Source organism: Streptomyces sp. NPDC045021 (assembly GCF_056432645.1).
The window spans coordinates 338,329-351,541 of the sequence record NZ_JBWKIQ010000002.1 but is presented as its reverse complement, the minus strand read 5'-3'; the positions used below and the strand labels follow the sequence as shown (position 1 = coordinate 351,541).

Here is a 13,213-nt window from a genome sequence, read left to right as displayed (position 1 = left end):
TGCGCAATACGAACCAATGGCCGGGAGAGCGTCCCCATGACACCTGGATCCGGTCGAAGAAAGCGCTTGCGAGCTGCACATTCCACCCCACAAGGCATGTTCGATCTTGCAGAAACGTCTTGCCCGAATGCCCTTTCGGCGCCCCAGCGGACGGACCAAGCCCGCCCTACTATCGGGTCGCCATGACAGCAGCAGGGAACCACCAGGCGAGCCGGCCCATCGGACGCCGGCTCGAGCGGGCAGGCATCAGAGATGTCGCCGCTGCCGCCGGTGTCTCGATCACGACTGTCTCCGACGCACTCAACGGCAAGGGCCGACTGCCCGACGCCACCCGCCGCCATGTCCGGGAGGTCGCCGAACGGCTGGGTTACCGCCCGTCCGCGGCAGCCCGCACACTGCGCACCGGCCGATCGGGCTTAATCGGCCTGACGGTCACCACCTACGGCGAAGAACCGTTCACTTTTACCGAGTTCGCGTACTTCGCCGAAATGGCGAGAGCCGCGACCTCGGCCGCCCTCGCCCGGGGCTATGCCCTGGTCATCCTGCCCGCCTCCTCACGCCATGACGTGTGGAGCAACGTCGCACTCGACGGCACCGTGGTCATCGACCCCTCCGACCACGACCCCGTCGTCATCGAACTCGTCCGCCAGGGCGTACCGGTGGTCAGCGACGGCCGGCCCGCCGGCAGCCTCCCCGTCCACGCCTGGGTCGACAACGACCACGAGGAAGCCGTCCTCGGCATCCTCGACCACCTCGCCGACGCCGGAGCCCGCCGGATCGGTCTGCTCACCGGCACCAGCACCGACACCTACACCCGGCTCTCCACCACCGCGTACCTGCAGTGGTGCGAGCGTGTGGGCCAGGAGCCGGTCTACGAGTCCTACCCCGCCCACGACCCGTGCGCGGGCGCCGTCGCCGCCGACCGGCTGCTCGCCCGGCCCGACCGACCCGACGCCGTCTACGGTCTCTTCGACCCCAACGGCACCGATCTGCTGGCCGCCGCCCGCCGCTACGGGCTGCGGGTGCCGGACGATCTGCTGCTGGTCTGCTGCAGCGAGAGCAGCGTCTACGCGACCACCGAACCGCCGATCACCACGCTCTCCCTCAAGCCGGGGAAGATCGGCACCGCGGTGGTCCAGCTCCTCATCGATGCCATCGAGGGCGTGGGCGCCACCCATCCCGTCCAGCAGATCATGCAGACCGACCTCATCGTCCGCACCTCGTCCCAGCGCCGCACGCACCGCACCACGGTCAGTCCGCCGCGCAGTCCTTCCGGGAGCTGAGGCCCGACCCGGAAACCAGGAAGCGCACCGCCGCGCAGGAGCCGCCGGGACGTCCGCGCGGGGATCCGGAACCGGAACCCGCGCGGAGGTTGGCACCGGACTCCGTGCGGAAGCCCGTTCGGAAGTCTGCACAGAAGTCCGCTCGGGGACCCGAATCGGCTGCCGGACCGCCCCAGGACGCCGATTTAGGGGGTGTTTGTCGGCACCGGCTGAAAACCCGGCACCCAGGTATGTCACACCACGACAGCGTCATTCCTATGATGGGCGGATGGCGGCGCGATGGTGGAGGGGTCGATGACACAGGGGGCAGGTCACGGGCCCGTACTCAAGGCGATGGTGAGCTGGCGTCCGGCGGGGCCGGACGCGGGTCCTGAGGCCGGACCGGAAGGCGGTCCCGAGGCCGGTCGGCCCGCCGCGCCCGGCAACGGGTCGTACGGATTCGCCGGTGATCCCGGCGTTCCCGATACGCCAGGAATGTCCGCGCCGCCGGCCGCTCCGGCCCAGGCACCGGCAAAGGTTCCCGCGGCCGCGCCCCCGGCCGGCTACGAGGCGACCCAGCTCGACACCCGGCTCGTGCCGGAGGACTACACCCCCACCGCGCACGACCTCCCGGTGATAGTCCCCGTCGACGCGGACCAGCCCGGTCCGCTCTACGTCGTCGGCGATGTCCACGGGTACATCGACGAACTGCGCGCGGCGCTCCACGCCCAGGGCCTCATCGACGCCGAAGGCCACTGGTCGGCGGGGACCGCCCGGCTGTGGTTCCTCGGTGACTTCACCGACCGCGGCCCCGACGGCATCGGCGTCATCGAGCTCGTCATGCAGCTCTCGGCCGAGGCGGCCGCCGCGGGCGGCTACGCCAAGGCCATCATGGGCAACCACGAGCTGCTGCTGCTCGGCGCCCACCGCTTCGGCGACACCCCCGTCAACTCCACCGGTGGCACCGCGTCGTTCCTCGCCGCCTGGCGGCTCAACGGTGGCCAGCCCTCCGACATGGACCGGCTGGAGGACCGCCACCTGACGTGGATGTCCCGGCTCGACGCCGCCCATCTGACCGACGGTCACCTGCTGCTGCACTCCGACACCACCGCGTACCTCGACTACGGCACCACCATCGACGCGATGAACGACGCCATCACCGGTATCCTCCAGCGCGGCGACGCCGACGAATGCTGGGACCTGTTCCGCAAGCTCACCAAACGCTTCGCCTTCCGCGGTGACAACGGCCCGCAGGCCGCCCGGGAACTCCTCGACACCTACGGAGGCCACCAGGTCGTCCACGGCCACAGCCCCATCCCGTACCTGCTCGGTGAGGTTGGCGGTGAATACACCGCGGACGGGGAGGAACGCACGCCGGTCGTCAATGGCCCGATGGCATATGCCGAGAACTTGGCATTGGCAATGGACGGTGGCGTAACCATGGACGGCCGGCTGCTCGTTGCCGAACTCCCGCTGCTTTCCTGACCGCCAGATTTCCGGGAAGCACTCTGTCACCCCCTCACCTCCGCGCTCTACCATCGCTATATCCGTAAGGCACGCTCTCCTCCGCTTCACCGGCCGACCGGCTCCACAATCAGCGGGGAGGCACCGGAGACGGAGCATCGGGGGATGCACATGAACAGCGCTCCACACCTGCTCAACGAAGACCGCCCGGACTTCGAACGAGTCCTCGACGACGCACTGCACACCGCGGACACCGGGCACGACGAGCACGGCGGGCACGAAGGCCTGCTCAACACCGAACAGCTCCGCACCATGGCGCTGAGCGCGGCGGAGATCATCTCCGCCTGCGCCGCGCCGGAATACCAGCAGTATCTGAAGGTCCGCGAGCAGATTCGCGAGGCCCTCGAAGAGTCGGCCGTCGCCCGCCGGACCGAGCCGACGACCGCCGCCGACAACCGGGCGTTCAGCTACGCCGCCATGGGCGTGGCCGACTCCGCGGGCTCCGGCGCCGGGCTGTTCGCCGTGGTCGCCGTACTGACGCCCATCCTGGCGGGCACCGCCGCGCTGATCTTCCTGCTGATCGGGTACGTCCTGCACGCGATGACGCCGGAGCCCGCCATCGCCGCACCGCTGCGCACCGCCGGCTGGCTCTTCGCCGGCGTCACCGGGTGCGGCATCCTGGTCGGGATGGTCGGCCTGCTCCTCACCGCGCTGCGCGACAGCGCGAGCGCCATCCATGACGACGACTCCGACTCGCTCCCGCCCGAGGTCGCCGCCGCCCGCGAGGCATGGCGGCGCGCGCTGCGCGACCGCGGTGTCCTGCCGTTCCTCGCCGAAGCCAGAACGAACGCCGCCCTCGCACCCCATCCGGACCTCGAGCCTCCGCGCTCCAACGGGACGCAGCCCTCTCGAATGCCCCGACTCGGCTATTCCCGGCCCGACTTCACCAGCCCGGGCCCTGAGGAATCCCCCGGCCCCGGTCACCGTTTCTCCAGCCCGGATTTCTCCAGCCCGGATTTTTCGAGCCCCGACTTCACGGGTCCGGACGAGGGTTCGAGATAACGCGCACGGTTACGAAAAAGGGCGGAATGCGGGACTCCGCACCTATGGGGTGAATTTGGCGCTATGCGCCCTCGGGTGGCCTCGTCCGCACCGGCTGTACGCGTCGGAGGAGGCACGGCGTAGTCCGTCTCACCCCTGGGTCGACCCCGGCGCGCATCGAGCTCCGACGGCAGCGGCGTGTACGCGCTCAGCGGAACGGCCCGGGGCGGCAGGAGAGAGTTGCGGCTTGGGGCTCAACTAGTTGAAAGCGAAACGCAAAGTCGCCTCCGGCCCCAATGTCCAATCCGTGGACAGCTCCGCCTTCGAGAACGTTCCCCGAAGTCCAGCCGCCAAAGGCCGCCACAGCGAATTTCCCGCAGGCCCGCAGGTCAGCGCCGCGTCATCGCCCCGCCCGCGCTCTCCCGGCAGAGCGGCGACAGTGCGTTCCCATGCGTGCCAGCATATGCCAGACGCATACCTCGACGCATAGCGCGCGGCAATCCGGACGGCTGGAGTCGGATCGCATGGATCAGGCCCATCTCCATTGCCGCAGACCGTAATTGACGTGGAACCAGTTACTCCAGACGACTGGTTTCGATACGAGTTGATGATGAGTAGGGTGTGACCCGCTGCCGATTGATCTACGGAAGGTGACTGGCCGAATTCAGAGGGTCTGGCTGAATACCGCATGACCGGAATGTGCGTATGCGGGTGGTGTCGTCTGCAGGATCTGGAGGGGGATAGTGGCTGCTGGCTCGTTCGAGGGGCAGTACGTGTGGCATCCGGCGGCCGATGATCGTCAGTTGGCGCGAGCGTGCATGGATGTGAAGGCCGGGCGGTACCTCAGCGCACACGAGATCCTGAAGGAGACGCGCGGGGATTTCGAAGTGCGGGCCCACCGGTCCCTCGTACTGGCCTCCGAGGCAGCGGATTCCGACCTCGCCGAGCGCTGGCTGGCCGAGGAACCCAGTGCGGAGGCCGCGCTGCTGTGGGCGCGGGTGGCGATGCTCCGGGCGTTACGGATGGCCGACGCCGGAGGCGATCTCCGCGAGGGGGCGTTGCTCCGCATAGCGCAGGGCGCGTGCGAACGAGCCTCGGAGATGTTGCCCACCGACCCGACCCCCTGGGTGACCCAACTGGCGTTGACCCGGCTCCAGCGACCCCGCGACCCCGCTCCGCGCGGACTGCTGACCGAGCCGACCGGTCCCTGGTACCTGTTCGCCCACATCCTCCGGCTCGACCCCTGGCACCGCGAGGCGCACCACCGGTTCCTGGCCTTCTTCTTCACCCGCAACGGCGGCTCGGCGAGCGCGCGGTGGGACGTCGCCTCGTTCCTGAGCCACCGGGCACCGACCAACTCGCCCCTGCGGCTGCTGCCGCTGGTGGCGCTGGTCGAGGACTACGACCCCTCTGCTCTGCTGGCGGACCGCACATGGGAACAGCCCCAGTGGAGAGCGACAACGATGGGGATCTACACCCATTGGTTCCCGGAGACGGCCAAGTACCGGTTCACCCCCGTACTGGACCTGGCCTATCTGGCGCATGCCCTGGTCATGGGGAAGCTGGAATTCGAGGCGCGTGAAGTCCTCACGGCTGTGGGTCCTTATGCGTCCCGAATGCCCTGGAGCGCTTTCGGGCCGCCCGAGGAGCAACTGACCAAGGCCAGAAAGCTGTGCGGACTACCGATACCGAGTGCTGCCTGATCGATATTCCGCTCCGCATCGCACGAGGACGTCCTCCTGTCATCTCCCCCCGGAAAGGCTGCGATTGTGACCGAGCACAGATCTCTTTCACGCTCGAAAACCCTTCGTCCCCCAGCGCCGCCCGTCGCCACCCTCGACGACGACGCGACACTGCATGCCATGGGTTATCCGCGGAAACTTACCCGTCGATTTCGCGCGTTTGACAACTTCGCGATATCTTTCACCATCATCAACATCATCGCCGGCATCTTCTCCTCGTTCGGTTTCGGCATGGCTGCCGGCGGTCCGCGGATTCTCATATTCGGCTGGATAGGCGTATCCATCATGGTGCTGTTCGTCGGCGCCTCGATGGGAGAGATCGCCTCCGCCTATCCGACCAGCGGCGCGCTGTACTTCTCCGCGGGCAAGCTCGCCAAACGGCACCGCGGCGCGTGGTCCTGGTACACCGGCTGGCTGAACTTCGTCGGCCAGGTGGGCGGGACGGCCGCCACCGGCTACGCCGCCGCCACGTTCATCCAGGCCTTCATCGCGATGCAGTGGACCGACTACGAGGTGACGGCGCAGCGCACCGTGGGCATCACAGCGGTGATCCTGCTGCTCCAGGCGCTGGCCAACACCTATACGGTGCAGCTGATCGCCTTGCTGAACCGTATATCCGTGTGGTGGCTGTTCATCGGCATGGTCGTGATCGTCGTCTGCCTGACCGTCATACCCGACCACCACCAGTCGGTCTCCTTCGTGACGCATTTCGAGAACAACACCGGCTTCTCCAACGGCATTTACGGCGCCATGCTCGGTCTGCTCGTCACCAGTTGGACCTTCACCGGCTTCGACGGCAGTTTCCACATGTCGGAAGAGACCGTGCAGGCCACCGTCAACGCGCCCAAGGGCATCATGCGGTCGATCGCCTACTCCGCGGGCATCGGCCTGATTCTGATGCTCGCCCTGGTGTACGCGATTCGTGATTACGCCGCCGAGGCAAAGTCCGCCGCTCCGCCGGTGCAGATTCTCATCGACGCGCTCGGTATGGGCACCGCGAAGCTGCTGCTGCTGATCGTGATCGGCGCCATGCTGTTCTGCGGCCTGGCCAACATGACCAGTAATACCCGGCAGATTTTTGCCTTCTCCCGCGACGGTGCGATGCCCGGCTCGCGTTGGTGGCATTCGGTGTCCCCCCGCACCCGCACACCCGTCAAGGCCGTATGGCTCGCGGCGGCCTGCTCCATCGTGCTGGTACTGCCCGGTTGGTGGTCCCACACCGCCTTCACCGCCATTGTGAGCGTCAATGTCGTCGGGCTGTTCCTCGCCTACGGCGTGCCGATTTTCCTGCGGCTGCGCCTGGGCGACGAATTCGAGTCCGGCCCCTGGAACCTCGGGCGCTACGGCAAGGTCGTCGGGATCGTCTCCGTGACGTGGATCGTCCTCAGCAGTGTGCTGTTCATGCTGCCGCAGACCTCCCCCATCACCTCGACCAACTTCAACTACGCCCCGATCGCGCTGGGGGTCGTGCTGATCATCGCCACGGTCTGGTGGTTCGCCACCGCGCGCAAGCGTTTCCAGGGACCGGTCAGCTACGGCCGCCCCGACGAAGTGGCCGCGATGGACCTGATCTGACCCGGCGGCACCTGATCCACCCGAATCACCTGAACGTCGATCGAAGTACATTGCGGAGGTCCCGGTGGGAATCCCACCGGGACCTCACGCATGTGCGGCGCTCAGCGGCCCGTCGTCAGTCGGCCAGCGGCAGGTAGACGCGGTTGCCGCTCGCCGCGAACTCCGCGGACTTCTGCCGCATCCCGGCCTCCGGGTCCAGCAGCAGATCCCCGCCGTGCTCCTTGCGGATGTCCTGACTGATCTTCATCGAGCAGAACTTGGGGCCGCACATGGAGCAGAAGTGCGCGGTCTTCGCGCCGTCCGCCGGCAGCGTCTCGTCGTGGAAGTCACGGGCGGTGTCCGGGTCCATGGCCAGGTTGAACTGGTCCTCCCAGCGGAACTCGAAGCGGGCGTCGGACAGGGCGTCGTCCCAGTCCTGCGCCCCCGGGTGGCCCTTGGCCAGATCCGCCGCGTGGGCCGCGATCTTGTACGTGATGACGCCGGTCTTGACGTCGTCGCGGTTGGGCAGGCCCAGGTGCTCCTTGGGCGTGACGTAGCAGAGCATCGCGGTGCCCCACCAGGCGATCATCGCGGCGCCGATGCCCGAGGTGATGTGGTCGTAGGCGGGCGCGACATCCGTGGTGAGCGGGCCGAGCGTGTAGAACGGCGCCTCCTCGCAGATCTCCTGCTGGAGGTCGATGTTCTCCTTGATCTTGTGCATCGGGACGTGCCCGGGGCCCTCGATCATGGTCTGCACGTTGTGCCGCTTGGCGATGGTGTTCAGCTCGCCCAGCGTCCGCAGCTCCGCGAACTGCGCCTCGTCGTTGGCGTCGGCGATGGAGCCGGGGCGCAGACCGTCGCCGAGCGAGTACGTGACGTCGTAGGAGGCGAGGATGTCGCAGAGCTCTTCGAAGTTCTCGTAGAGGAACGACTCCTTGTGGTGCGCGAGGCACCAGGCGGCCATGATCGAGCCGCCGCGCGAGACGATGCCGGTCTTGCGGCGGGCGGTCAGCGGGACGTACCGCAGCAGCACGCCGGCGTGGACCGTCATGTAGTCGACGCCCTGCTCGGCCTGCTCGATGACGGTGTCCTTGTAGACCTCCCAGGTCAGCTCCTCGGCCTTGCCGTCGACCTTCTCCAGCGCCTGGTAGAGGGGGACGGTGCCGATGGGGACGGGGGAGTTGCGCAGCACCCATTCACGGGTGGTGTGGATGTTGCGGCCGGTGGACAGGTCCATGACCGTGTCGGCGCCCCACTTGGTGGCCCACGTCATCTTGTCCACCTCCTCCTCGATCGAGGAGGTGACCGCGGAGTTGCCGATGTTGGCGTTGACCTTCACCAGGAACCGCTTGCCGATGATCATCGGCTCGATCTCGGGGTGGTTCACGTTCATCGGCATGACGGCCCGGCCGGCCGCGATCTCCTCGCGCACCACCTCGGGGGAGACGTTCTCGCGGATCGCGATGTACTCCATCTCCGGCGTGATGTCGCCGCGGCGTGCGTACGCGAGCTGCGTCACCGCCTGCCCGTCACGCCCCCTGCGCGGCACCCGGGGGCGGCCGGGGAAGACCGCGTCGAGGTTGCGCAGACCGCCGCGGGGAGAGGTGTGCTTGATCCCGTCGTCCTCGGGGCGGACCGGGCGGCCCGAGTACTCCTCGGTGTCGCCGCGGCCGATGATCCAGTTCTCACGCAGCGGCGCCAGGCCGCGGCGGACGTCGGTGGTGACGTTCGGATCGGTGTACGGCCCCGACGTGTCGTACAGCGTCACGTCACGGCCGGTGGTGAGGTGCACCTGGCGCACGGGGACCTGGATGTCCGGCCTGGTGCCGGTCAGGTAGCCCTTGTGCCAGCCGGGCTCGCGCCTATCCGTTGAAACGGGCTTTTCCGTCGAAACGGGCTGAACGGAGACAGGCATGCGTGCATCCTGCGTGGTCATGAGACCCAACTCCCTACGCCGGCATTACCCGGTAACAGGTTCAGCGGTCGGCGCAGTTCTTCAGCGCCCTCTCAGCCCGGTGCTCCGAGCTCCCGCGATTGCAAAGGTGCCCCCACGGTAGCGGGTGAGTACGAACGCACACCAGGGGGTCTTGCGATGATCGGTCCGTGGACACCCCTCCGACGTCGCCGCACGCGCATGCGCACACCCACAGTCACGGTCCGGTCCCGCCGGTCTCGAAGCACCTCCGCAAGGTCATCGCGGTGGTGCTGGTCCCGTTCGCCGCCGCGGTGCTCGCCGGGCTGATCGTGCTGTGGCCCGGTGGGGTACCGCAGCACGCGCACACCGGGGTCGGGTTCGACCAGCAGACGCAGCAGGCCCGGGTCACCCGGATCGACGACATCTCCTGCGCCGAGGCGAACACACAGTCACCGGCGACGCCGGCGCCCGGCGCCACCGCCGCCCCGCCGGAAGGCTGCGAGAAGGCGACCATCGAGGTCACCTCGGGCAAGGACAAGGGCCGGACGTTCACCGAGATCGTGCATCCCGACCAGACCCGCCGCTACACGGTGGGCCAGGGCGTGGTGGTGGCGTACGCACCCGACGCCCCGAAGGAGCTGCAGTACGCGGTGACCGACGTCGACCGTGGCTTCCCGCTGGCGCTGCTGGCCGGGATCTTCGCCCTCGCGGTGATCGCCGTCGGCAGGCTGCGCGGCCTGATGGCGCTGATCGCGCTGGTCATCAGCTTCGCGATCCTGACGCTGTTCATCCTCCCGGCGATCCTGCACGGCCACAATCCGCTGCTGGTGGCGGTGATCGGCGGCAGCGCGATCATGCTGATCGCGCTCTACATGTGCCACGGCCTCAACGCCCGTACGTCGGTGGCGGTGATCGGCACGCTCTGCTCCCTGTTCCTGATCGGGATCCTCGGCTCGGTCTTCATCTCCTGGGCGCACCTGACGGGCAACACCTCGGACGAGACCGGGCTGATCCACTCCCTCTATCCGGGTATCGAGATCAAGGGCCTGCTGCTGGCCGGCATCATCATCGGCTCGCTGGGCGTCCTGGACGATGTGACGGTCACCCAGACCGCGGCGGTGTGGGAACTGAAGGACGCCGACCCCGGCGCGAGTTGGCGCAAGCTCTACGGCGCCGGCATGCGGATCGGCCGGGACCACATCGCGTCCGTGGTGAACACCCTGGTGATGGCGTACGCGGGTGCGGCACTGCCGCTCCTGCTGCTGTTCTCGGTGGCGCGCAGCGGGGTGCTGCGGGTCGCCGGCAGCGAACTGGTGGCGGAGGAGATCGTACGGACGCTGGTCGGCAGCATCGGCCTCGTCGCGTCGGTTCCCCTGACCACGCTCCTGGCAGCGCTCGTTGTCAGTGCCGACCGGCACAATACGAAGACGGACGTGACGGAGGCGAGGGACACTTCCCCCGCGAGGAGTGGCGGCGGGGGTCACCGGCGCAAGGGGAAGTAGGCCGCGCTCGCGGGGGCGGGGAGCGGCCGGTGGAGGCGAACGGGGGGACGATGGCCGGGATGATCGGGCTGCAGGGCAGGGTGACGGGGCGGATCGGCCCCGGGCTGGTCGGCGAGGTGATCGTCCAAGTGCGCGGCGGCGCCGAGGCGTTCCTGGCGTATCCGGTCACACCGGGCGAACGAATAGAGCCGGGAACGCCGATCGTGGTCGTGGAATACCAGGCTCCGCGGACGGTCTACGTGGCCGCGGCCTTCGGCTGAGCGGGCTTCGTATCAAGACTGCGCCAAGGTTCCGTCAGGGTGTTCACCACGGCGTTGCGCGAGAGCACACTCGCGATCACCAGGCCCCGCATCGGGGCCGTTGTGAGGGGGCGTATGCCGATGATCATCGGCGTCGTGGCGGGAGTCGTTCTCGCCGCAATCATCATCGTGATCGGGCTGTTCAAGCTCATGTGGAGGGTCGCGGAGCCGAATGAGGCGCTTGTCATCTCCGGTTCCCGACACCGGACCGAGGGCATCGAGGAAGGTCTGGGCTTCCGTATCGTCACCGGGCGCGGGACGTTCGTGATCCCCGGTGTCCAGGCCGTGCGCAAGCTCTCGCTCGATCTCAACGAGACCGAGTTGCTGGTGGACTGTGTGACGCAGCAGGGCATCCCGCTGAAGGTGCGCGGAGTCGTCATCTTCAAGGTCGGCGACGACTTCGTGTCGATAGCCAACGCCGCACGCCGTTTCCTGGACCAGCAGAAGTTCATGGGCGACCGGGTGCACAACGTCTTCGCGGGTCATCTGCGGTCGATCGTCGGCGGGTTGACGGTCGAGGACATGATCCGTGACCGCGAGAAGCTCACCGGGCAGACCCGGGCCGCTTCCGGCTCCGAGATGGAGAAGCTCGGCCTGATCATCGACTCGCTGCAGATCCATGAGATCGAGGACCCGACCGGGTACATCAAGAACCTGGCGGCGCCGCACGCGGCGGCCGTCCACCGGGACGCGCGGATCGCACAGGCCGAGGCGGACCGGCTGGCCACCGAGGCGGAGCAGAAGGCCGCCGCCCGGATGTCCGAGGCGACCCGGGACAGCGAGATCCTGCAGGCCGGCTACCAGGCCGAACGGGACAAGGCGGCCGCGACATCACGGCAGGCAGGCCCGCTGTCCGAGGCCGCGGCCAGGCAGGAGGTCGTGGTCCAGGAGACCCGCGTCGCGGAGCTGGAGGCGCAGCGGCGCGAGCAGCAGCTCCAGGTCGACGTCAGAAAGCCGGCGGACGCGAAGGCGTACGAGAAGCGGACGCTGGCCGAGGCCGAACGCGATGTGCGCATCTCCGCGGCGCAGGCCAAGGCGAAGGAGACCGAGCTGGCGGCCATCGCCGAAGCCAACCGGGTCAAGATAGCGGCGGCCGCGCAGGCCGAGATGACGAAGGTCAGCGGTCTGGCGCAGGCGGCGGCGACCCGGGCGACCGGTGAGGCCGAGGCCGCGTCGACGCAGGCCCGCGGGCTGGCGGAGGCCGAGGCGGCGAAGGCCAAGGGTCTGGCCGAGGCCGCGTCGATCCAGGCGCGCGCGGAGGCGCTGGCCACCAACCAGGAGGCCGTGGTCGCTCAGCAACTGGCCGAGAACTGGCCGGAGATCGTGAGAGCGGGCGCCTCGGCGTTCGGCAATGTGGATCACATGGTGCTGCTCAACGGCGCCGACGGCATGTCCGACATGTTCGCCAAGGCCCTCACCATGGGCGGCACCGGGCTGGGACTCGCCCGCCAGCTGCTCGCGTCGATGGGAACGGAGAACGGCGTCAGCCCGGTACCGGACTCGCCGAACGGATCGACGCCCCGCAGCCACCGGGTACCGCTGCAGGACGACGACCAGGCCTGATCCGCAAGGAAGGCGTGAGGGCGGGGGCGGGGCGCGTCATCGCGCCGCGCCGCCCCCGCCCGGGCGCCCGGTGCGGCAGCGTGCCGCCGGCGGGCGCGATGTACGGGTTCCGGCCCCCCGAGGAATTACCAGTCACGATGTGAGGAGGAGGACGAGGACCCCGAGGTGAACTTCTTCACCACGAAGATCAACCCACCGACCAGTGCCGCGAAGACCAGCACCTTGAACAGCAGACCGATGACGAATCCGACCAGGCTCATGATCAGCCCACCGAAGACGACGAGAGCGATCACCGGGATCGCGACCCACTTGATCCACCAGGGCAGACCCTTGACCAGCTCTTCCATGACTGTTTCCCTCCAGATTCGTTCGTTGTCCCCGTGCTTCGACTCTAGAGCCGCGGAGGGGGTCGGCGGAGGGGTCGGAGACCCGATCCTTCCCTGACCGTTCCCCTACGGAACCCCAGGGTCCGACCCTCAGTCGCCGGGGGCCCCGGTACCGCTCAGGCCTCGGGCGGAGAGAAGACGACCATGACCCGCAGGTCCTCCGTCACGTGGTGGAAGCGGTGCGGCACCCCGGCCGGCAGGTAGACGACGCTGCCCCGCGCCACCGTTGTCGTCTCCTCCCCCACGGTGATCGCCGCCCGGCCGCTCACCACCAGATAGATCTCGTCCTGACCGTGCGGGGCCTGCGGATCGAGCTCCCCGGCCTGGAGCGCGTACAGACCTGCCGACATGTTCCGTTCGCGCAGAAAGCTGAGATATGCGCCGTTGTTGGCAGCCCGCTCCGCCTCCAGATCGTCCAGCCGGAACACCTTCATCGCAGCTCTCCCTCGTCGCATCTCTTGCCCGGGCGATCAGTTCTGCCACGA

The 13,213-nt window shown here is 68.2% G+C and carries 11 protein-coding genes and 1 riboswitch; of the genes, 8 read left to right on the top strand and 3 right to left on the bottom strand.

The window, feature by feature from the left end:
• Positions 1-182: 182 nt before the first annotated feature.
• The 5 genes from AC07DC_RS08630 (at position 183) to AC07DC_RS08610 (ending at position 7,084) form a co-directional block, all read left to right on the top strand.
• On the top strand, positions 183-1,283 hold the full coding sequence (locus AC07DC_RS08630; RefSeq protein ID WP_478913201.1) for a LacI family DNA-binding transcriptional regulator: 1,101 nt from the start codon (positions 183-185) through the stop codon (positions 1,281-1,283).
• A gap of 294 nt (positions 1,284-1,577) precedes the next feature.
• Positions 1,578-2,747, top strand: coding sequence for a metallophosphoesterase (locus tag AC07DC_RS08625; protein ID WP_478913199.1), 1,170 nt, complete (start codon positions 1,578-1,580; stop codon positions 2,745-2,747).
• A 150-nt stretch (positions 2,748-2,897) separates the two neighbouring features.
• Positions 2,898-3,788, top strand: coding sequence for a hypothetical protein (locus AC07DC_RS08620; RefSeq protein WP_478913198.1), 891 nt, complete (start codon positions 2,898-2,900; stop codon positions 3,786-3,788).
• A 722-nt stretch (positions 3,789-4,510) separates the two neighbouring features.
• A complete protein-coding gene (locus AC07DC_RS08615; RefSeq protein WP_478913196.1) occupies positions 4,511-5,470 on the top strand; it encodes a hypothetical protein in 960 nt (319 codons plus the stop codon).
• A 159-nt stretch (positions 5,471-5,629) separates the two neighbouring features.
• The gene (locus tag AC07DC_RS08610) at positions 5,630-7,084 is read left to right on the top strand and encodes an amino acid permease (protein WP_478914076.1); all 1,455 of its coding nucleotides are present in this window, start codon (positions 5,630-5,632) and stop codon (positions 7,082-7,084) included.
• A 115-nt stretch (positions 7,085-7,199) separates the two neighbouring features.
• On the opposite strand, the gene thiC is transcribed toward AC07DC_RS08610, so the two are convergent.
• Entirely contained in the window at positions 7,200-8,999 is a 1,800-nt protein-coding gene (thiC, locus tag AC07DC_RS08605; RefSeq protein ID WP_478913195.1) for a phosphomethylpyrimidine synthase ThiC, read from the bottom strand.
• A riboswitch (TPP riboswitch) is annotated at positions 8,993-9,105 on the bottom strand. It overlaps the preceding gene by 7 nt.
• 61 nt (positions 9,106-9,166) lie before the next feature.
• Here thiC and AC07DC_RS08600 point away from each other — a divergent pair.
• The 3 genes from AC07DC_RS08600 to AC07DC_RS08590 all read left to right on the top strand — a co-directional run bounded on the left by AC07DC_RS08600 (position 9,167) and on the right by AC07DC_RS08590 (position 12,342).
• A complete protein-coding gene (locus AC07DC_RS08600) occupies positions 9,167-10,480 on the top strand; it encodes a YibE/F family protein (RefSeq protein ID WP_478913193.1) in 1,314 nt (437 codons plus the stop codon).
• Between the two features lie 59 nt (positions 10,481-10,539).
• Positions 10,540-10,740: a hypothetical protein gene (locus AC07DC_RS08595; RefSeq protein ID WP_478914074.1), complete on the top strand. Its 201-nt coding sequence runs from the start codon at positions 10,540-10,542 to the stop codon at positions 10,738-10,740.
• Positions 10,741-10,854: 114 nt separating this feature from the next.
• Positions 10,855-12,342: a flotillin family protein gene (locus AC07DC_RS08590; RefSeq protein ID WP_478913191.1), complete on the top strand. Its 1,488-nt coding sequence runs from the start codon at positions 10,855-10,857 to the stop codon at positions 12,340-12,342.
• A 125-nt stretch (positions 12,343-12,467) separates the two neighbouring features.
• Here the strand turns inward: AC07DC_RS08590 and AC07DC_RS08585 are convergent, their stop codons facing one another.
• Together AC07DC_RS08585 and AC07DC_RS08580 are read right to left on the bottom strand one after the other, a co-directional pair.
• A complete protein-coding gene (locus AC07DC_RS08585; RefSeq protein WP_478913189.1) occupies positions 12,468-12,689 on the bottom strand; it encodes a DUF5326 family protein in 222 nt (73 codons plus the stop codon).
• Positions 12,690-12,844: 155 nt separating this feature from the next.
• Positions 12,845-13,162 (bottom strand): cupin domain-containing protein, encoded by a 318-nt coding sequence (locus tag AC07DC_RS08580; protein WP_478913187.1) that lies wholly within the window; start codon positions 13,160-13,162, stop codon positions 12,845-12,847.
• Positions 13,163-13,213: the final 51 nt, after the last annotated feature.